This window comes from Acidianus brierleyi, assembly GCF_003201835.2.
Lineage (GTDB): Archaea > Thermoproteota > Thermoprotei_A > Sulfolobales > Sulfolobaceae > Aramenus > Aramenus brierleyi.
Map to the genome: position 1 here is coordinate 1959959 of NZ_CP029289.2, position 20953 is coordinate 1980911.

A 20953-nucleotide genomic window follows, 5' to 3' on the forward strand; every position below is an offset into this window, starting at 1 on the left:
GTAAGAACTGATGATGATGATAAACCGGGCTTATGAGCAATGAAATGGCTTAAGAAAAGGGATGTAGTTATATATTATTTGCTTTATAAGAAATTTGGTTATGACGAATTTAATTTAGGGGAAGCAATAGATACGTTATCGCCATACTTCTCTAAAAAGGTAATACTCACCTCAATAAAATATATGAGCAAAAGAGGGTTAGTAACTAAGTTAGATAATCTAAATTACAGACTAATTTCTTTTGAGGAGTTTATATTTTCAATTTCTTTTGAGTATTTAAAAAGAAGATCTAATCTTCGTCATAAAATTCAACTATAATTTTTACTTTTACTTCTTTCTTTGAAATAGGTGGTATAGAATTTCCAAAATCTACTCCCATAGAAACAGGATTTCCCATAGAGTCATTAAATTTTATTTCTGCAACATAATGCTTCTGTGGACCTTGACTCATCATTTTCATTAGTTCATCATATATTCTAGAAATTGCCATCTGAAATGCTATAGGACTAGATAAATCTTCAGGTTTTAATTGAACAGAAGCTAAATTTCCCATAACTTCTCCAATCTTAGCTTTACCTTCAAACTCTATCTTATATGTGGGTTGGCTCATTTATCTTCAATATATTATCTTGAAGCCAGAGGATATTAAAGGTATGGGGAAATTGCATTAAAAAAGCTTTTTATTTATCTTTAAGCCTTTTTCTTTATTGCTATTTCTATTGTTGAAACTCTTGATTGTCTTCCGTCTTGGCTTGTGACTACTTGGCTTCCTATTCCTATTGATCTGATCTCTATCTTATCTGGTAAGAATCTGTTCCTTACTATTTCTACAGTGTCTACGGCTTTGCTTATTGCTCTACCTCTAGCTTTTATAACTATTTCTGGCACGCCTTGATTTAGCAGAGTTAATGCTGCTAATACATAGTTCATTACTGGCTTTTTACCTACTAAAACTACGTTACTTGGAGTCGGAGTTGCGGTACTCATTTTATCACCTTTGTCGCAACAACTACATATACGAGAAGTTAAAAAAGTTATCCTACTCGGTAACATCTGGTTATTTCCTTTTTAAGGTAGTCCCAATTATAAGAAGTTCATTATAATGATAACTTCAGTATACACTAATTCATGCCCTAATTGCGGAGGGCCTTTAGAATCTACAAGAGCATTAGAAGGTTTACCTTGTAATAAATGTATTAATGGTAGCGTTGACGCATTTAAAAATATACCAATAGATGAAAAAATCAAGGCTATTTATAATATTCTTGTTAATCAAGGAAATTTGAAGGGATATTGGGAATTATATTACTCTTTAGAATTATATGAAGAGCTTTCCAATTATTTTAAGAAAATTACTGGATATATGCCATGGTCACTACAAAAATTCTGGCTAAGAAGACTAGGAGAAGGAGCTAGTTTCTCTATGTCTGCTCCTACTGGTTTAGGCAAGTCTACTACTATTATGGTATATTCTTCTTATTTGAAAGATAACGTGTTATATTTAGTACCTACCAAATCTTTGCAAGATCAAATTTGCAATAAAATAAGTAAATTTGCCGAAATATCTTGTGGTAAAATAGACGATAAAAAAATTAGTATAGTTACAATAAACTATCTAAATAGACACTTTAGTGAAATCAATTATTATAGGCCTAAGTTTATAGGTGTAGACGACGCTGATGCAATAGTAAAAAGCGGTAAAACTACCGATAAGCTTGTCAGTATTATGGGAATTCCAGAAGAGATTTATGAGGATGCTATAAAACTTGTTCGACTTAAAAGATTATTATTTATTCAAGAAGATAGAGAAGAATTGGAAGCTAAAATAAGACAAATAGAATCTAGAATAGCATCGTTTTCTGGCAATATAGCTCAATTAGTAATAGCTAGTGCTACTATGAGACCAAAAGGAGTAAAGCAAAAGGCGTTAAAGTATATAACAGGTTTTGATGTTAGTACTGCACAAATTTATGCAAGGAACATTATAGATTCCTTCTCTGACAAAAGCCTAGAAAGTATAGTAATGGAATTAGGTAGTGGAGGTCTAATACTAGTTTCAAAAGAATATGGAAAAAATAAAATGAAAGAAATAAAAAGCTTACTTGAAAACAAGGGCATATCAGTCGATTTAGCAATAAGTGGTAGAAAATTTCTTGAAAAATTCTCTTCAGGAAAAACAGATATTATAATAGGTTCTGCGTCATATTATGGAGTTGCAGTAAGGGGAATAGATGAGCCAAAAAAACTTAGGTACGTAATATTTTACGGTGTACCTAAGAGTAGAATTAGAGCTTATGATGCAGTACTTAATCCTTTTACTTTACTTAAAATATCGAAACTACTTAATTATGAAATAGACGAAAATAAGATATTGAATTTAAACAGCGCTGAGATACAAGCAATAAGAATAGCTTTTCTTAGATCTCAGAAATTATCTGGTAAATTAGGAGAAATTCAGCAATATTTGCTTCCAAAAATAGAGGATATTCGTAAAATAATGGCCTCGGTTACGTCTGATATAGACGGAGATACATTCGTATTAAAGAAAATTAATAACGAAGTTTATATTGAATTTCCTGATGCTACAACATATTTGCAAGGATCTGGAAGAAGTAGTAGATTATTAAATGGAGGATTAACTTTAGGACTTAGTGTCATTCTTGTAGATGATTATAAATTATTGGATATGCTAAAACGTAGAATAAATTATCTAATGTACAATTTTAACATAACAGATTTTAATTCCCTTAATATCTCTAAGGTAAAAGATGAGATTGAAAGAACTAGAAATGAAACCAATGCTTCTATAGATATATCTACTGCACTTTTAGTAGTCGAATCTCCTACTAAAGCTAAGACAATATCGAGGATGTTTGGAACTCCAGCAAGGCGTAATATAGGTGGCATTCCAATTTATGAAACAGTTATAGTAGATGCCAATAAAGCGTATATTTTAGACGTTATGGCTACTAAAGGGCATATAACAGATCTTACGCTAGAAAATAAAGGATATTATGGCGTAGACGTTGACGATGAAAGAATCTCTCCTTATTATTCACCGTTATATAGGTGTGTAAATTGTAAGAGGTTAATAAGTCAAACAGTAGATAAGTGTCCTTATTGTGGATCTACTACTCTATTATCTAGCTTATCTACTATTAATGCGTTAAGAAAAATAGCAATGGAAGTAGATAAAGTGTTTATAGCCACAGATCCTGATACTGAAGGAGAAAAAATTGCCTATGATGTAGCAGTAAATGTTGCACCATATAATAATAATATTAAGAGAATAAAATATCATGAAGTTACTAGAAATGGGATACTTAGTGCATTAAGAGATCAGGGCACTTTAGACATTAATGCTGTTAATAGTCAAGTAACCAGAAGAATAGAAGATAGGTGGATAGGCTTCGAATTAAGCAAAATATTAAAAGTTAAATTCAATTCTCAGAATCAAGGAGCTGGCAGAGTTCAAACTCCAGTACTTGGTTGGATAGTTGATAATACCGAAAAGTATAAAAATTCTATGGGTTGGATAGCTAATATAAAATTAGGTAATTATGTTTATAGATTATTCTTTAAAAATAAATCAGACGCTAAGATAATGTCTATTGAAGTTAAGAAAATAGGAGAAAAGAGAGATGTCATATCTCCATATCCTCCATATACTACAGATACATTGCTAATAGATGCATACAATAGATTTAGACTACCTGCGGAAAGAGTGATGAAAATAGCGCAAGAATTATTTGAATCTGGATTAATAACATATCATAGGACAGATAGTATTCATGTTTCTTCTAGGGGAATAGAAATAGCCAAAGAATACTTAAGCAAAAAAGGTATCCAGGAATTTTCACCTAGAAGTTGGGGAAATGAAGGTGCACATGAGGCCATAAGACCTACTAATCCTATGGACTTAGATGATTTAAAGAAAGAAATAACTGAAAATCCTAATAAATACTTTATAAAATTTACCTGGGCTCATTTCGCAGTATATGATCTTATATTTAAAAGATTTATTGCAAGTCAAATGAATAATGCGATAGGAACTTACACTAAATACGAAATAAATATAAATGGGAATAATATCCAAAACATCGAATTACTTTCAGATATTTCTGGCGGATTTTCTATGATTTTACAGTTAAGAACATATTCTCTGCCAGAAGGTAAGATACCCCCAGAATATACCGTCATAAAGGGTTCTAAGGAAAAATTAATGAATTATGCAGAAGTCATAAAATTGATGAGAGAGAAAAATATAGGAAGACCTAGTACTTATGCAAAAACTATACAAACACTAATTAGACACGGATATATAGTCCAAAGCAAGAAAAAGGGCTATTTAATAGCCACTAAAAAGGGTATTGAGGCTTACAAATATCTTTCTACAAGATTTTCTAATTTAGTTTCTACAGATACTACGGCAGATCTCCTAAGAAAAATGGACATGATATCTAATGGTTCAATAGAGGCTGAGGTCATAATAAAAGACATTTTAGGTCAAGTAAAGTCTTTAGTAAGCCTTAGTTATTCTGAGCAACAAATATGAAATACGTTTTTTATCTTTTACTTCGCTTCCTATTGAGGTTTCTGATAATTTAATGCCTTCACCTAGTTTATCTTTTAGCTGATTATAAATATCTACTGTTTTGTTTATTTCTCTTCCATATCCTTTTATTTCTATTTCGCTAGTACCCTGATTCATCATGGTTATTATTTCTAACACATGATCTTCAACTGACTTTGTGCTACTAACTACTATCTGAGCAGTTTTATCCATCATCTTTTTTCATCATGTGAAAGCTCACAGCCTATAATAAATCTTACGTACAAATATTCCATAAGCTTTAATAGGAATAACTAAATATTTTACAGTTATTTTCAGTAACACGGGCCTATTTCACCACGTCAACTTATATTTATTCATCACTATTCTAAGAATATTTTAGATTCTGTATATAAGCTACTGCATTAAGAAGTAAGTATGGTATAGATTTTTTATTTACATAGTAAAATCTAGGAGATAGATTGCATACTAGTGGGTCTACTGGATCAGAAATTCTTAGTTCTCCTATTTCTTCAAAAGGAATTCTATGTTTTATTTCATCAAAATTATCTATTAATTCCTTTGGCTTAAATATTATCTCGGTATTTTCATTACCATTAAGTTGTCTCAATACAGCAACAAAAGTTTCATTTTCATTCAAAACGGAGAATGATGTATAGAAATCATCTGATTCTACTATCTTTTCTAGATCATCAAGAAGGCACCATCTAATTTCTCTACTATCTACATCAATAAAGCTAGTTATTCTAAACTTAGAATCAGGTTTTCTCATTTGCTTAAGCTTATTTTCAAGACTTTTTTCTGATATTCCCAATGTTTCTGAAAGTTCTGAAATAGTATATGCACCGCCTTTTAAAGATTCATAAATTAGCGTATAGACACTAAATAACCAAGGCTTTATAGGGGCATGAGATAATACTGCGTCTCCTAATGGAGTAATTCCGTCGTAATTTATAATTTTTATCTCATTATTTTTTATTTTTCTGATAAATTTAAGTGTTCCCTTTATACTAAAGTATCTATTTACAGTTTGCTTTAGTGCTTCCTTAATTAATATTTTATCTTCTTTATTATTTACTTTACCTACCTTTCCAAAACTTATCTGAATTTCTTTTAAAACAGAAATGAACAAAGGTGATCTTAGAACTGATTTCAAAATAAGCTGCTTAAGTTTTTTGTCACTTAGTTTTAGTATATCCTTTAGTAAATCTTTTTCAGTATAACTCACTGAAAATCCATAAATGGAAGATCTTGCATACGTATTTAATGATTCTTTAGAAGTAGCTAAATACAACAACATATGAGAAATTGTATTTGAAATTCTCTCATTTAGTAACGTAGTATATACTGTTTCCTTATCTCTTTTTTCTATAATTATGATTTTATTTGATGGTAGAGGAATTTTATGATTTAAATATACAGAAAGTAAGTCATTAATTTCCATAACTGCGTTTTTGTCTAATATATTATGATTTATCTTATCTATATTTCTAATTAACTTTGAAATCTCTTTGGGTAATAGATATGATTTTGGTATACCGTCTCCTTTCCATACTGGTATTTCTCCTTCACCAGAATCTGTAGGAACAACCTCTATGCTCATTCTTCCGCTATGAATTTTTATCACTTTCCATAATTTTCCGCTTATTCTTATAATATCGCCTATTCTAATGTGCTTATAAACATAAATTGCGTCTATTTCGCCTATAATTCTATCATTATGCTTTAAGATAAATGTGTCATCATTATTTATTAGTGAAAAAAACTCAGAAAAGCTTTTAGTCCAACTAAAATTCCTATTTCTATTGAAATTCCATAATTTAAAGAAGAATTTGCCTATTTTTATATCTTCGCCTTCTAAAGATAATAAGCCATTCCTAATTAAATAATTAATAATTTCTTCAAATTTCTCTTTCTTCAGATTTCTAAACGGATATGAGTTTATTAATACATTATAAATAAACTCTGGTGATACTTTTTCGTATTGTAACGTTATGCCTAAGATCTCTCTAGCAGCTACGTCTAAACTAGAGGATATTCCAGGCTTTTCTACTATTCCTTTTTTAGCCAAATAATATATGGATAATGCTTCTAAAACATCAAAATCGTATATACAGAATATTTCTCCTTTTGGAACTCCTGAAATGCAATGCCCACTCCTGCCTAGCCTTTGTAAAAACGAGGCTACAGAGGGAGGCGGTCTATACATAATTATTTTTCTTATGTCGCCAACATCAATTCCTAGTTCTAACGTTTTTGTACATATTACTGCTTTAGCCTTGCCTGCTCTTAGATGCTCTTCCACATTATTTTTTGATTCTCTAGATATCGAAGAATGGTGTACAAAGATTCCCTCTTGATTTAATTTCTCTAATTCCTCATGTAATCTTTCCGTTAAAAATCTTGAATTTGTAAATATTAAGCTAGGAGACTCTATAGAAGACGATATTTCTTTTGCAGAATTTGTCCAAATATCGTTTCCGCATATTTTTTTAATTCTTAACTCGAAATTCTTACTGTCGCTTATTCTAACTATAGAAGGATTTCTGGATGATGAACCAAATAGAAACGAAGATATCAAATCTTCGTTAGCTACAGTAGCAGAAAGACCTATTCTTTGAAAATCAAAGTTAGAAAATTCCTTTAGTCTTTCAAGTAGAATGGACAATTGAATTCCTCTTTTAGAATTTACTAACTCATGAATTTCATCTACTATTACCCATTTTACATTCTTATAAAATTCTCTAAATCTAGAAGCCCAATCTAAATCTATTTCTAGTCCCTCAGGCGTAGTAATGAGAATATGTGGTACCTTTTTTAATCTCATATTTTTCTCTTTTTGCGGTACTTCACCATGTTTTCTACTTACTAGAAAATCTAGTCTTGATGCCCACCAATCTACCCTAAACGTTATATCATTAATTAGAGCTTTTAGGGGAGTTATGTAAATGAGTGAAACAGGTTTAGCATTAGACTCTATCATTTGACTTAAAACTGGCAATAATGCTGCCTCAGTTTTCCCATACCCTGTAGGTGCTATGATCAAAGTATTATTTCCACTAAGTATAGGTTTTAATGATTTTTTTTGTATATCAGTCATTTTATTCCAGTTTCTTTCTTTTATGAGCTCTATGATCTTACTGTTTAATGATTCCATTTAGATTCCACCGAAGTTTCGTTGAACAGTAGCATGAACAGTTATTTTTAAAAATTTAAACTCAGCCCTCAATATTATGGAGCAAAAGCACGTTTGTTTAGTATGCGGTAAATCCTTTACTGAAGGTCAAGGTATAATCTTAACCATTGCAGATAGAAAACTAGAATTCCATAGTAAATCATGTGCGTATAAGTTTCTAAAGGAAGTTATAATGAATTCCGAAAAAGATTGCATTTCCTCACCATTAAAAGACGTTTATAAAAAATATTCAGATCTATTAGATAAGAGAGAGAAGATAGAGAAAAAAATCTGATTAGGTCTTATCATCACTATTTCAGGGTCCGCCACAGTCTTCATCAATTGGTATATTACTTCATTAGCTAGTGAACTCCTTCGGCTCTTCAAGCCATCGCCTAGCCATGTTAGAGGCAAAGCATGTGGAGCCTACCCTGCCCTAACGGGCAAGGCTTCCTGCTAAAAAGCTCCACCTTGCCAGAAGGCGGAGCTCCACAGTGAGTGTCGTTCCGACCACGAGCAGTGGGCCTACAGTATCCCAATATGGGTCTGCTGGATGGAGTAGAGGCGTACCACATGGACCCTCGCTTTAACCAAGGCGGTGACGCTTACTCCGTCAGTGATTGCCATTAAGAGAATATTCGAAAAAGACGTATATAAGCTTTACAAAGGGGTTTATTCATCTCCACGGATGGAGTATTCCGCCCTCTTTGAACCCCTGATCATGATAAATTGATACACTGAAATTTTTATTGGTATTTCTTTCTTTACAGTAACTTAAAGAACAGTTTTTTTAAGTAAAAAACGTTAAAGATACGTTGGGCAATAATGCAAATTTCTCCTAAACGTATAAATTCCTATGAATGGCGGATCGATAAAGGTACACAAGAATGTATGAAAGTTCCAGTTACCATATTTGCAGACGATGTTTTGATAGACAAAATGAAACAAGATTTAACTTTAAAACAGGCTACTAATGTTGCTTGTTTACCAGGAGTACAAGAATCTGTATATGTACTTCCAGATGGACATCAAGGATACGGGTTTCCCATAGGTGGAATAGCCGCAACTGCAATAGATGAAGATGGGGTAGTAAGCCCTGGCGGAATTGGCTATGATATAAACTGTGGAGTTAGACTACTTAGAACTAATTTAGATTTTAACGATGTTAAACCTAAACTAAAAGACTTAGTAGAGGAAATACATAAGAATGTTCCTAGTGGCGTAGGAAGTGAAGGTAGAGTAAAACTTTCATTACAAGAACTAGACGAGGTACTAAGCAGAGGTGTAGATTGGGCTATAAGTAAGGGATATGGATGGAGCGAAGATATGGAACATATAGAACAGAAAGGTAGCTGGAATATAGCCGATCCTTCTAAAGTGAGTAAAGTAGCAAAACAAAGAGGTGCTGGGCAATTAGGGACATTAGGTGCAGGAAATCATTTTCTAGAAGTTCAAGTTGTAGACAAAATTTATGATGAAAATGTTGCTAAAACCCTTGGAATAACTCATGAAGGCCAAGTTACTGTCATGATACATACTGGTTCTAGAGGCCTAGGTCACCAAATAGCTAGTGACTATCTACAAATAATGGAAAGAGCAATGAAAAAATATAATATTAATGTACCAGATAGAGAGCTTGCTGCCATACCATTTAACAGTAGAGAAGGACAAGATTATTTCCATGCAATGGTAGCCGGTGCAAATTTTGCTTGGAGCAATAGACAGCTTATAACTAATTGGGTTAGAGAAAGCTTTGAAAGAGTTTTCAATACAAGTGCAGATAAACTTGATCTGCAGTTAGTATACGATGTTGCTCACAATATAGCTAAAATAGAAGAATATGATATTAATGGAAAAAGGAAAAAAGTTTTAGTTCATAGAAAAGGTGCTACTAGGGCATTTCCACCAGGAAGTCCTGAAATTCCTGTAGATCATAGAAGTATAGGACAAGTTGTTCTAATACCTGGAAGTATGGGTACTGCGAGTTACGTTATGGTAGGAATTCCTGAAGGTAGAAGAACATGGTATACTGCACCTCATGGTGCTGGTAGATGGATGTCAAGAGAGGCAGCAGTAAGAAACTATCCTGCAAATAATGTAGTAGAAAATCTTGAGGAAAAAGGTATAATTGTAAGAGCTGCAACAAGAAGAGTTATAGCAGAAGAAGCTCCTGGCGCATATAAAGACGTAGATAGAGTAGCTAAAGTTGCTGATGAAGTTAAAATAGCTAAACTTGTAATGAGATTAAGACCAATAGGGGTAACGAAAGGATGAAAAGAGAGGACTTATTAAAAGAAGAAGTTCAAGATATAACACTCGATGATGTCAAAGGATTGTATAAAGCTATAGAGATATATAAAAAAATCTATGGATTTAGTGCAGAATCAATGTATAAATCTTCAGATATACTTAAAGAAATGATTAAAAATGCAGATTTAAGATTTCTTTCATTTACTGCTAATTTAGTCTCTACTGGACTTAGAGGATTATTTGCTGATTTTATAAAAAAAGATTTCTTTAATATAATAATTACAACAGGAGGTACTATAGATCATGATATAGCTAGAAGTTTTGGTGGGAAATACTATAAAGGAGAATTTGAATATGACGACTCAATGCTTAGAGAATTGCATATACATAGGCTTGGAAATATATTAGTACCATTTGAATCTTATGGAAAAGTGGTTGAAGATACTGTAAGAAAGATAATACCTGAAATTACTAAAGAGAAGAAAGAATGGGCTGGATATGAATTATTATGGGAATTTGGGAAAAGAATATCTGATAACAATTCCATTCTTAAAGCAGCCTATGACAAAAAGATACCTATTATTGTACCCGGTATTATGGATGGAAGTTTTGGTACTAATTTATTTATACAGTCTCAGTTTACTGGATTGAGAGTAAATTTATTTGAAGACATGAGGCTTATTAAGGATTTAGTGTTCACATGCAAAAAGTCTGGTGCTTTAATTATAGGTGGAGGAATAAGTAAACACCATACAATTTGGTGGAACCAGTTTAAGGAAGGATTAGATTATGCAATTTATTTAACTACTGCTCAAGAATATGATGGTAGTCTTAGTGGAGCTAAACCTAGAGAAGCTATATCATGGAATAAAATTTTGCCTAATGCTAAACAAGAAGTAATATACGAGGATGCTACTGTAGTATTACCTATTTTGGCTTCATCCTTATTAAGTTAATCACTTAATATTTTACTTATGGTGATTTGAGTGTCGCTCAAAGAGAAATTTACCAGTATCTCACCTGCGGAATTCTTTAAGAGGAACCCAGAACTAGCAGGATTTTCTAATCCAGCAAGGGCTATGTATCAAAGTGTTAGAGAATTAGTCGAAAACGCATTAGATGCCACCGACGTTCATGAAATATTACCTTCGATTAAAGTTATTATAGATATAGATAACCAGGAGAAACAGATATACAAGATAACAGTCGAAGATAATGGAATAGGAATTCCACCACACGTTGTTCCAGACGCTTTTGGAAGAGTGCTTTATAGTTCTAAGTATGTTTTAAGACAAACACGAGGAATGTATGGTTTAGGTGTTAAAGCTGCTGTTCTTTATAGCCAAATGTATCAGGAAAAACCTATAGAAATAGTAACATCTCCAGTAGGTTCTAAAAGAATATATGTGTTCAAATTGAAAATCGATGTAACTAAAAATGAGCCAATAATATATGAAAGATCATCGATTTCTAATGAGAAAAATTTTCATGGTACTTCAGCAACATTATATTTGCTAGGAGATTGGCAAAGATCTAAGTCTAGAATATATGATTATATAAAACGTACATATATTGTTGCTCCTTATGCCGAATTTTACTTTAAAGATCCAGAGGGGAATGTCGTATTTTATCCACGTCTTACGAATAAGATTCCTAAACCTCCAGAGGAAGTAAAACCGCATCCTTACGGTGTCGATATAGAATTACTAAAAAACATGATATCTAGAATGAAGCCTACATATGTAATAAAAGATTTTCTAGTCAATCAGTTTCAAAGCGTAGGAGAAATTACTGCTCAAAAAGTTCTTGAAATGGCAAAAATAGATCCTAATAAGAAAATATCTTCTCTTACAGATGACGAGCTTTCTAGACTTACAGAAGCTATGAAGAAATTTGAGGATTTTAGGCCTCCATCAGCTGATGCTTTATCAGTAATAGGCTCTGACTTAATAGAACTGAGTTTAAAGAAAATATTTAATCCAGAATTTGTAGGAGCTTTAACTAGAAAACCTAAAGCCTATCAAGGCCATCCGTTTATAGTGGAAGTCGGTATAGCATACGGTGGTCAGATTCAACCATCGTCAGAACCATTAGTATTAAGATACGCAAATAAAATCCCATTAATATATGATGAAAAATCTGACGTAATTTGGAAAGTAGTTGAGGAAGTAGATTGGAAAAGATATGGTGTAGAAGGAGATCAAATACCGCTAGTTGTAATGGTTCATCTTTGTAGCACTAAAGTTCCATATAAGAGTGCTGGAAAAGAAAGTATAGCAGAAGTAGAAGAAATAGAAAAAGAAATAAAGTATGGAATTATGGAAGTAGCTAGAAATTTAAGACTTTTTATTTCTCAAAAGAAAAAAGAAGAAGAAACTAAAAAAAGAATGCTAACCTACTTAAAATACATTCCTGAAGTAGCTAGAAGCTTATCAGTATTTTTAGCTGATGGAAAAAAGGCAGATGCGGATAAACATTCACAGGAACTTAAAACAAAGCTCTTTGAAATAGTGGCAAAGAAATTGGATTTAAAAGATTTGGAAGAATATAAGTTATATAAGGTTGAGGAACTGTGAGTGAGTTTACATCCAAAGTAGATAAAGAAGCAAGGCAAAGAGCTGCTGAAGTATTAAAGAAGAGATTCCTGAGTTTAATAGAACAAATAAATAAAGGCGAACCATTAGTAATGGAAATACCAAAAAGGACATTAACTAATACTGTTTATGATGAGAAGAGAAAACTTTTACTTTTAGGAGAAAGTAAACTAAAAAGATCTTTTCTAGATCTTAATGAAGCTAAACGATTTATGCAGACCACTTTAATGGGAAGTATTATTTATGACGCCTTAGTTAATGATGAGTATCCTACTATACGTGATTTATATTATAGGGGGAAGCATTCTATAGTTCTTAAGGCTCCAAATGGAAGAACATATGAAGAAAACACGTGGGATGAGCAAAAAGAATCTGATAGTGTAATAGTGGATATAGAAGTATTTACATCTTTATTAAGAGAAGAAATGCTAATATTAAGTAAAGAAAAAGGAAAAGTAGTAGGCGATATGCGATTAAGAAGTGGCAATGATGTTATTGATTTAAGTAAGATGGGACATGGAGCCTATTCTATAGAGCCTACTCCTGACCTAATAGACTTCGTGGAAGTTAATGCTGAGTTTGTATTAGTAGTAGAGAAAGACGCAGTTTTTCAGCAATTACATAGAGCAGGCTTTTGGAAAAAATATAAATGTATACTGATTACCAGTGCAGGACAACCAGATAGAGCTACTAGGAGATTTTTAAGAAGGCTACGCGATGAACTTAAACTTCCAGTATATATATTAACTGATGCAGATCCGTACGGATGGTATATTTACAGTGTATTCAGAATAGGTTCGATATCATTATCCTATGAAAGTGAAAGATTAGCCACACCAGATGCTAAGTTCTTAGGAGTATCAATGGGAGATATCTTTGGTACAAATAAAAAGAAGCCTTACTTGTCAGAAAAAGAAAGAAATTCCTTTATAATAAAAGCTAAAGACTTCGATGTAAAAAGGGCCTTAGAAATAAGAAATTACAGTTGGTTTAAAACTAAAAGTTGGCAGGATGAAATAAACCTGTTTCTCCAAAAGAAATCTAAACTTGAAATAGAAGCTATGGCAAGTAAAGGTTTGAAATTCCTAGCATTTCAATATATACCGGATAAAATAGAAAAAGGAGACTATATAAGTTAAATCAGACGAGACAGGTTATTTCATCGCTCAAATATATTGGGTTCTTCATCTATTCTGTATATCCTAGGATCTCATTAAAAGTATTTTTCTTACATACTTTACAATACATATAGATAGTCTTTTGTTTGCTTATATCGAAACTAACATTAAGATTCCTTTCAGTACCGCATACTGTACATTTTATTTTCCATGGCATAATATCATTTAAAACCTCTATACAATAATAAAATCTGCGATGAAGAGTTCAGCTAGGCTGAAATAATGATGAAGGGCCAAAGCTCGGAGCACAAGAGTTAAAAACTCACTAATAAATCAAGAAAAGGGTAAAGTTCATGGGAGTTAACTATACCACAGTAGGAGAATTGAAAGAAGGTAATTATATAGTTATAGATGGAGAACCTTGTAGAGTAGTAGATATTCAGAAAGCAAAAACTGGAAAACACGGTGCTGCAAAAGCTAACGTAGTCGCTGTTAGCGTATTTACTGGGTCAAAAAAGACACTAATGGCGCCGGTAGACCAACAAGTTGAAGTACCAATAATAGAAAAACATGTAGGGCAAATCCTTGCGGATACTGGTGAAAAGCTTCAAGTTATGGATTTGAATACATATGAGACGTTTGAAATGGAAAAACCTACAGAGGCGGATTTAGCCAGTAAAATAAGACCCGGAGCGGAAATAGAGTATTGGACTATAATGGGGAGAAATAAAATTGTTAGAGTAAAGTAAAATATTAGGGTCAAATAATGCTAGATAATATAAAAGATGCTGTAAGAAAGTTTCTTAGCGGTAGTTCTTCTTATGAACAAGCAGTAGATGAATTTATTAAAGATTTACAAAAAGCCTTAATTTCTTCAGATGTTAATGTGAAACTTGTATTTTCTTTAAGTAATAAAATAAAAGAGAGATTAAAAAAAGAAAAACCTCCTTCTTCGTTAGAACGTAGAGAATGGTTCATAAAAATAGTCTATGACGAATTATCGTCTCTCTTCGGAGGAGATAAACAGCCCGATGTAGTTCCAGATAAAATTCCTTACGTAATAATGCTCGTAGGAGTACAAGGTAGCGGCAAAACAACTACTGCCGGTAAACTAGCATATTTTTACAAGAAAAAAGGATTTAAAGTAGCCTTAGTAGGCGCTGATGTTTATAGACCTGCTGCGCTGGACCAACTTATCCAGCTAGGCGACCTAATAAAAGTTCCAGTATATGGTGAACAAGGAAATTATGACGCAGTAGGAATAGCTAAAAGAGGAGTAGAGAAATTCCTTTCGGAAAAATATGAAATAATTATTGTAGATACTGCAGGAAGACATGGTTATGGTGAAGAAACTAAGCTCTTAGAAGAGATGAAAAATATTTATGACGCATTGAAACCAGATGAGGTAACATTAGTTATTGATGCTTCGATAGGGCAGAAAGCGTTTGATTTAGCGTCAAGATTTAATCAGGCTAGTAAAGTTGGATCAATTATAATAACTAAAATGGACGGTACGGCTAAAGGCGGAGGAGCATTATCGGCTGTAGCAGCAACAGGGGCTATAATAAAATTTATTGGAACCGGAGAAAAAATAGAGGAACTTGAAGTATTTAATCCTAGAAGGTTTGTAGCAAGAATACTAGGAATGGGAGATATTGAAACAATAATAGAGAAAATGAAAGCATTAGAAGATTATGATTCAATACAGAAGAAAATGGAAGAAGTAATGTCTGGGAAAACTAAGTTAACATTACGAGATTTTTACAAACAAATGATAGCGTTAAGAAAGATGGGTCCGCTCTCTAAAATTTTGCAGTTAATGCCAGGCGTAAATATGCTAGGTCAAATTCCAGAAGATCAAATAAAAGTAGGAGAAGTTAAGATGCGAAGATGGATGGCAATAATGAACTCAATGACATATCAAGAGTTAGATAATCCATCAATAATAGATAAATCAAGGATAAAAAGGATAGCATTTGGGTCTGGTACAGAAATAGACGAAGTAAAAGAATTGTTAGACCACTTTAATAACGTTCAAAAAATGCTTAAAATGATAAAAAGGAGGAAAAGAGATGTCGAAAAACTTTTTGGACAGTTCGGAAATACTGGATAAAGCTAGAACTCTATTAAAAAAATATCCTTTATGTGATAGTTGCTTAGGAAGATGTTTTGCTAGATTAGGTTATAGTTTAACTAATGCAGAAAGAGGAAAATCCATAAAGATTTCTCTTCTTCTTCAAATTGATCAGGAAATTAAAGATCATAAAATAGAAGATTTAAGCGAAGTGAAAGAATTGTTCTTTAACATAGGAAGTTATGCAGAACCTCTTTTTAAGAACTATTTTTCCGAGGAATTTCAGAAAAGAAATTGCTATTTATGTAAGTCAGAGATAGATAATATAAAGAACGACTTCATGGAGAAAGCATTATCTCTTCTTGAGAAACTTGGTAAAGTCAAATACGTATTAGGAGTTAAGCTCTCCGAAAACTTAAAAAGTATAGAAAATTCCTTTTCGTTAGATAATGGAATTTTATACTATGAAAGTATAAAAAACGAAATAAAGAGAGATGTAGGCAAGATTCTTTCATCAAAGGGTTATCCACCAGAGATAGATAATCCAGATATTGAAATAATATATGATATGGATACTAGACAAATTTATACAATTTCTAAGAAATATAAGGTTCTTTATGTTTATAACAGATTAAGCAGAGGCGTACCTTTATCTACATGGTCAGAAGAAGGAAAATCATTACAAAGCAAATTAAATAAGAACATAGTAATTCCTTTCTCCGAACCTTCTGAAGTAAGAATCCTTGATGAATATCCTGTGGTTATAGAAGATGAAAAAAGAGACGAAATTGAATTATGTGGATATGTAATTAGAAAGATTAAAGAAACCGCAGGAAGGGAAATGAGTCTAATAACTCAATCATTACCATCAAAAAGATTATACCGAGTTACAATATATACTTCAGATAAAATAGAAAATTCTAAACAAATATACGATAATATAAGAGATATATTTATTTATGCGAAAAATTTTGATGATCTCCAACAAAAACTGAAAAACTTAAGCTGTGAGATACTTTCAATAGACCTAATATCGTCTGAGGGAAGACACAAAAAAATAGCTGAGTATTTAAATAATGGTAACAAAGATACCTTATGAAAATAGGCTTAATTGGATTAGGAGTTATGGGTTGGAGAATAGGAGCAAATCTTGCTAAGGATAGTAAATTAGATTTCGTATATGATAGAACATTATCAAAAGCGGAGGATTTTTCCAAAAAATATGGTACAAAATATTTTACGTCTATAAAAGACCTTGTTAAAAATTCTGATTACGTACTAACGATGCTTTCTGATGATAATGCTGTTTCCTCAGTATATGGCGATATAATACCAGAATCTTCTGGAAAAATTTTAGTTGATATGTCAACAATTTCTCCTTCTTTAAGTATAGAAATATCTAAAAAAATAAAAGAAAATGGTGGTATAATGTGCGATTCGCCTGTAATAGGTACTTCAATATTCGTAGAACAGAAAAGGATTACGTTTCTTGTTGGAGGACCTAAGGATAAATTTACTGATGTCAAAAATATTTTGCAAAGTACTGCTTCTAATATATTTTATATGGGAAGTAATGGAATGGGACTTTATGCCAAGTTAGTAAACAATCTTTTACTTGGAGCATATGCTTCAGCATTAGCAGAAGCGTTTAATTTTGGAATAAAAAGTGGATTAGATCCTAACGATGTGGTTAAGCTACTTTCAGAATTAAGTAGCTCTAAATCACCTACCTCTGAAATAAAATCTCCGAAAATGTTAAACGGAGATTATAGTACACAATTTGCTACTAAACATATGAGAAAAGATCTAGAAATAGTTCAAAAAGAATCTCAAAATCTTAAAGTTATAACTCCATTATCTTCATTAGCACTTCAGTTATTTAGAATGGCTGAAGCTATGGGGTATTCTGAGGCTGATTATATTTCAGTTGTAGAAGTTTTCAAGAGATTTTCTCCAAAATAGACGAGAGATTTTTCTTAAAATTTTCAAAACTAAATTGATATATCTTTTTAGAGTAGTCAAATTCAATGCTAGAGGCCTTTTTTATACCATCTATTGCGCTATCTATATCGCAATACCCTATGCCATATTTTCCCTCTTCTATAATATCGTACCACGCTCCTCCACTCTTATGGACTACTGGAGTTAATCCAGCTGCCATTGCTTCAACTATAGAAATACCAAAATGTTCATTTATTTTCGGATGAAAATATATTTTAGCTTTTGAAAAATAATCTATTATTTCTGTATCATCAGGATTCTTTCTAATAAAGATATTATTTAAATTTTTTGAGTTATTAAGAATATAATTAATATATTTTTTATTTCTACCTTCAGATCCTAATATAACAAATTTATAATCTTTCATTCTTTTTGCAACCTCAATTATATTTTCAATGTTTTTTTCTGGAGAAATCCTACCTATGTAAACCACAAGCTTTGGATCTCTATTCGAACTTTTTATTTTAATTCTAGATATATCGACTGGCGGATAGAGAGTTTCTGCCCTATATCCCGATATTTCTAGAATTCTTCTAGTCCAATTGGAATTAGCTAAAAGTTTTGTCTTTGATTTTCTAAAAAACATTCTATGAATATATTTGTAGGGCAAATAGTACATTCTTAATTTTCTATTTCCTATATAGCTCTCATACTTATAGTAATTATCTATATATTTCAAATTATCAGTTAATGACCAGGGAAAGTGTATATAACTATAATCACTCCATGTTATGTCTCCTATTGTACTAAAGCTTCTCTCTTTTTTAGTCATTAATGAAAGATAAAGCGCTTTATAAATTCCAAACTTTAATGGAAATTTTTTTATTACTATCTTATCTGGATCTACAAAACGAGGATCCCATTTTTTTATTTTTTCTTTATTTATTTCAGATAAAGTAATTAATGTCACTTGATAACCAAGGCTTTTCATAACATTTAATACCGCAACAGCTACTCTCTCGCTACCTCCTAATATTTCAAAAGAATGATGAAAGAGTGTAAACTCCACGAAACTTAATTTTTCATATAAATTATAAGCTAATATGGAGCTCAATGTATATAACAAAAGAGTTCTCATAACAGCATCTACAGAAGGTATAGGAAAAGGTATAGCAAAAGCGTTAGCCAAAGAAGGCTGTAAAATAATTATATCCTCAAGAAATAAGGATAAAGTATCAAAATCTGTCGAGGAATTAAGAAAAATTAACCCATCAATTTGGGGAATCACTTCTGATATTACTGATGTAAGAAGTATAGAGAAATTATCTTTATTCACAAAGGAAATTTTAGGTGATATTGATGTCCTAATAGTAAATTCTGGCAATCCGCCTTCAGAACCATCATATTTTGAAGAAACAAATATTGAAGACTGGGAATACTCTATTAGATTATATTTAATAAGTGCAATAAAATTGGTTAAGGAATTCTTGCCAGGAATGGTTAAAAATCACTGGGGCAGAATAATTTTTCTTTCATCTTGGACCATAAAAGAACCTCAAAGCATTTTTGCTTTAGCAGACGTATCTAGATCTCCATTAATTCAATTATCTAAAATTTTAGGAAGAGACTATGGAAAATTTGGGGTAACTATAAATACCATATTAATGGGAAGTTTTGAAACGGAAGGGGCCAAAAAAACTATACGAAATCTTGCAAGTAAGAAAGGAGAAAAATTTGAGGATTTATGGCAACAACTTGTTATATCTCCAATTCCTGCCGGAAAGATTGGTAATCCTGAAAAAGATCTCTCACCACTAATAATTTTCCTTATCTCCGATCTTTCCTGGTATATAAATGGGACTAGTATTCTTATAGACGGAGGTATGACAAACGCTGTGTAATACGTTGAGGGAAACCTTCAACATCTATTATTGAAGGATTGATGGTATTATCAATTAAAACAGTCATGGAAAGGCTTATAATCTTAATCCTACACCATTATTATTGGTTATCATGAGCTCTAAAAAAGCAGTAAAAGTAAAAACTCCCGGAGGAAAAGAGATGGAACTAAATCCGGAAAAAGTATGGACACTAGCTCCGAAAGGAAGAAAAGGAGTAAAGATAGGATTATTTAAAGATCCAGATACCGGGAAATATTTTAGGCACAAGCTACCAGATGACTACCCAATTTAAACTTTTTTATTTCCGTTTTTATTATATTTTGATGAATCTTATACTCAAAATAAGTGGTAAATTCTTTGATGAGGAAGATGCTGAAAAATTAAAGACGCTAAAAAACACTGTAAACGAATTAACTAATGAAGGTTACAGGGTTGGTATAGTTACGGGTGGAGGTAGAACTGCAAGAAAGTATATAAACATAGCAAGACAAATGGGTAGTAATGAGGCTTTTTTAGATCTTTTAGGAATATGGGCGTCTAGACTTAACGCATATCTTGTAATATTTTCTCTATCAGACTTAGCTTATATGAAAGTTCCAGAAAGTCTAGAAGAATTTACACAAGCGTGGTCTTATGGAAAAATAGTTGTCAGTGGAGGATTCCAACCAGGACAATCTACAGCAGCAGTAGCTGCTCTTACTGCCGAAGCATCAAATTCTAAACTATTAATAGTTGCTACAAATGTAGATGGCGTATATGAGAAAGATCCAAGGATTTATTCAGATGCTAAACTCATATCAAAGCTAACAACTACGCAATTAAGAAAAATTTTAGAAACTTCCCAATCTGTTAATGCTGGAACATATGAACTTTTAGATCCTTTGGCAATAAAAATAATTGAAAGGTCAAAAATAAAAGTTATAGTGACAAACTATAATAAATTATCAAGACTAACAGAGATTATTAAAGGAGAAGAAATAGCAAGTATAGTTGAGCCTGAGTGAAAATTATGTCAATATTAGATCAAGAAGAGTTTAAGCAATTGAGAAATTTTAAAGGTAAAGTAGATTCAGAGCTAGTAAAAAGAATCTTGGAAGAAGTAGAGTTAGATTTCGAAAAAAGCGGAAACATAAAATCATCAATAATATTTATTTATACTAATTACATTCAGCAAATAAAGCAAAATAGAGACTTTTTCAACTTACTATCTATAATATTAGAAAAATATACACCTAAATTAGGCATTGATAATGTTAATCAATTAATACTAAGTTCCATATCTTAGTTCGAATCTAAAACCTTTTATTTTGATATTATTTAATAATCC

At 31.9% G+C, this 20953-nt stretch carries 21 protein-coding genes; 15 read left to right on the forward strand and 6 right to left on the reverse strand.

Going from position 1 to position 20953, the window contains the following annotated elements; translation table 11 throughout:
• The first annotated feature begins 39 nt into the window (after positions 1-39).
• Positions 40-318: a hypothetical protein gene (locus DFR85_RS26710; RefSeq protein ID WP_110270904.1), complete on the forward strand. Its 279-nt coding sequence runs from the start codon at positions 40-42 to the stop codon at positions 316-318.
• On the opposite strand, the gene DFR85_RS26715 is transcribed toward DFR85_RS26710, so the two are convergent.
• Both DFR85_RS26715 and albA read right to left on the reverse strand, forming a co-directional pair.
• On the reverse strand, positions 290-610 hold the full coding sequence (locus DFR85_RS26715; protein ID WP_110270905.1) for a hypothetical protein: 321 nt from the start codon (positions 608-610) through the stop codon (positions 290-292). The two genes, DFR85_RS26710 and DFR85_RS26715, sit on opposite strands and share 29 nt — an antisense overlap.
• An 80-nt stretch (positions 611-690) precedes the next feature.
• Entirely contained in the window at positions 691-987 is a 297-nt protein-coding gene (albA, locus tag DFR85_RS26720) for a DNA-binding protein Alba (protein WP_110270906.1), read from the reverse strand.
• A gap of 115 nt (positions 988-1102) precedes the next feature.
• Between albA and rgy the strand changes: the two genes are divergently transcribed.
• Positions 1103-4555: a reverse gyrase gene (gene rgy, locus DFR85_RS26725; protein ID WP_110270907.1), complete on the forward strand. Its 3453-nt coding sequence runs from the start codon at positions 1103-1105 to the stop codon at positions 4553-4555.
• Here the strand turns inward: rgy and DFR85_RS26730 are convergent.
• Both DFR85_RS26730 and DFR85_RS26735 read right to left on the reverse strand, forming a co-directional pair.
• Positions 4520-4789: a ribonuclease P subunit p25 family protein gene (locus DFR85_RS26730; RefSeq protein ID WP_110270908.1), complete on the reverse strand. Its 270-nt coding sequence runs from the start codon at positions 4787-4789 to the stop codon at positions 4520-4522. The genes rgy and DFR85_RS26730 overlap by 36 nt on opposite strands.
• Positions 4790-4940: 151 nt before the next feature.
• Positions 4941-7730 carry a DEAD/DEAH box helicase gene (locus DFR85_RS26735; RefSeq protein ID WP_110270909.1) on the reverse strand — a complete coding sequence of 930 codons (2790 nt, stop codon included), beginning with the start codon at positions 7728-7730 and terminating at the stop codon, positions 4941-4943.
• A 76-nt stretch (positions 7731-7806) separates the two neighbouring features.
• On the opposite strand from DFR85_RS26735, the gene DFR85_RS26740 reads away from it, so the two are divergent.
• The 5 genes from DFR85_RS26740 to DFR85_RS26760 all read left to right on the forward strand — a co-directional run bounded on the left by DFR85_RS26740 (position 7807) and on the right by DFR85_RS26760 (position 13731).
• Complete coding sequence (locus tag DFR85_RS26740) at positions 7807-8043, forward strand: hypothetical protein (RefSeq protein ID WP_110270910.1); 237 nt, start codon at positions 7807-7809, stop codon at positions 8041-8043.
• 530 nt (positions 8044-8573) lie between these two features.
• The gene (locus tag DFR85_RS26745; RefSeq protein WP_110270911.1) at positions 8574-10022 is read left to right on the forward strand and encodes an RtcB family protein; all 1449 of its coding nucleotides are present in this window, start codon (positions 8574-8576) and stop codon (positions 10020-10022) included.
• A complete protein-coding gene (locus DFR85_RS26750; RefSeq protein ID WP_110270912.1) occupies positions 10019-10954 on the forward strand; it encodes a deoxyhypusine synthase in 936 nt (311 codons plus the stop codon). Before DFR85_RS26745 ends, DFR85_RS26750 begins: the two co-directional genes overlap by 4 nt.
• 30 nt (positions 10955-10984) lie before the next feature.
• The gene (locus tag DFR85_RS26755; RefSeq protein ID WP_110270913.1) at positions 10985-12574 is read left to right on the forward strand and encodes a DNA topoisomerase VI subunit B; all 1590 of its coding nucleotides are present in this window, start codon (positions 10985-10987) and stop codon (positions 12572-12574) included.
• Entirely contained in the window at positions 12571-13731 is a 1161-nt protein-coding gene (locus DFR85_RS26760) for a DNA topoisomerase IV subunit A (RefSeq protein ID WP_110270914.1), read from the forward strand. Before DFR85_RS26755 ends, DFR85_RS26760 begins: the two co-directional genes overlap by 4 nt.
• Positions 13732-13780: 49 nt before the next feature.
• Here DFR85_RS26760 and DFR85_RS26765 read toward each other — a convergent pair whose 3' ends face one another.
• Positions 13781-13927: a hypothetical protein gene (locus DFR85_RS26765; RefSeq protein WP_168367202.1), complete on the reverse strand. Its 147-nt coding sequence runs from the start codon at positions 13925-13927 to the stop codon at positions 13781-13783.
• A gap of 136 nt (positions 13928-14063) precedes the next feature.
• Here DFR85_RS26765 and DFR85_RS26770 point away from each other — a divergent pair, with 136 nt between their 5' ends.
• The 4 genes from DFR85_RS26770 to DFR85_RS26785 are packed head-to-tail and all read left to right on the forward strand — an operon-like array spanning position 14064 to position 17746.
• Positions 14064-14459 carry a translation initiation factor IF-5A gene (locus tag DFR85_RS26770; protein WP_110270915.1) on the forward strand — a complete coding sequence of 132 codons (396 nt, stop codon included), beginning with the start codon at positions 14064-14066 and terminating at the stop codon, positions 14457-14459.
• A 17-nt stretch (positions 14460-14476) separates the two neighbouring features.
• Positions 14477-15823 carry a signal recognition particle protein Srp54 gene (locus DFR85_RS26775; RefSeq protein ID WP_110270916.1) on the forward strand — a complete coding sequence of 449 codons (1347 nt, stop codon included), beginning with the start codon at positions 14477-14479 and terminating at the stop codon, positions 15821-15823.
• Entirely contained in the window at positions 15783-16883 is a 1101-nt protein-coding gene (locus tag DFR85_RS26780; protein WP_110270917.1) for a pseudouridylate synthase, read from the forward strand. The genes DFR85_RS26775 and DFR85_RS26780 overlap by 41 nt, the downstream gene beginning before the upstream one ends.
• A complete protein-coding gene (locus DFR85_RS26785) occupies positions 16880-17746 on the forward strand; it encodes an NAD(P)-dependent oxidoreductase (protein WP_110270918.1) in 867 nt (288 codons plus the stop codon). Before DFR85_RS26780 ends, DFR85_RS26785 begins: the two co-directional genes overlap by 4 nt.
• On the opposite strand, the gene DFR85_RS26790 is transcribed toward DFR85_RS26785, so the two are convergent.
• On the reverse strand, positions 17724-18794 hold the full coding sequence (locus DFR85_RS26790; protein WP_162582767.1) for a glycosyltransferase family 4 protein: 1071 nt from the start codon (positions 18792-18794) through the stop codon (positions 17724-17726). The genes DFR85_RS26785 and DFR85_RS26790 overlap by 23 nt on opposite strands.
• A 34-nt stretch (positions 18795-18828) precedes the next feature.
• Here DFR85_RS26790 and DFR85_RS26795 point away from each other — a divergent pair, with 34 nt between their 5' ends.
• From DFR85_RS26795 to DFR85_RS26810, 4 genes are all read left to right on the forward strand, one after another.
• Positions 18829-19626 carry an SDR family oxidoreductase gene (locus DFR85_RS26795; RefSeq protein WP_110270920.1) on the forward strand — a complete coding sequence of 266 codons (798 nt, stop codon included), beginning with the start codon at positions 18829-18831 and terminating at the stop codon, positions 19624-19626.
• Positions 19627-19738: 112 nt separating this feature from the next.
• Entirely contained in the window at positions 19739-19918 is a 180-nt protein-coding gene (locus DFR85_RS26800; protein WP_110270921.1) for a chromatin protein Cren7, read from the forward strand.
• A 31-nt stretch (positions 19919-19949) separates the two neighbouring features.
• On the forward strand, positions 19950-20630 hold the full coding sequence (pyrH, locus tag DFR85_RS26805) for a UMP kinase (RefSeq protein WP_110270922.1): 681 nt from the start codon (positions 19950-19952) through the stop codon (positions 20628-20630).
• Between the two features lie 5 nt (positions 20631-20635).
• Entirely contained in the window at positions 20636-20911 is a 276-nt protein-coding gene (locus DFR85_RS26810; RefSeq protein ID WP_110271873.1) for a hypothetical protein, read from the forward strand.
• Positions 20912-20953: the final 42 nt, after the last annotated feature.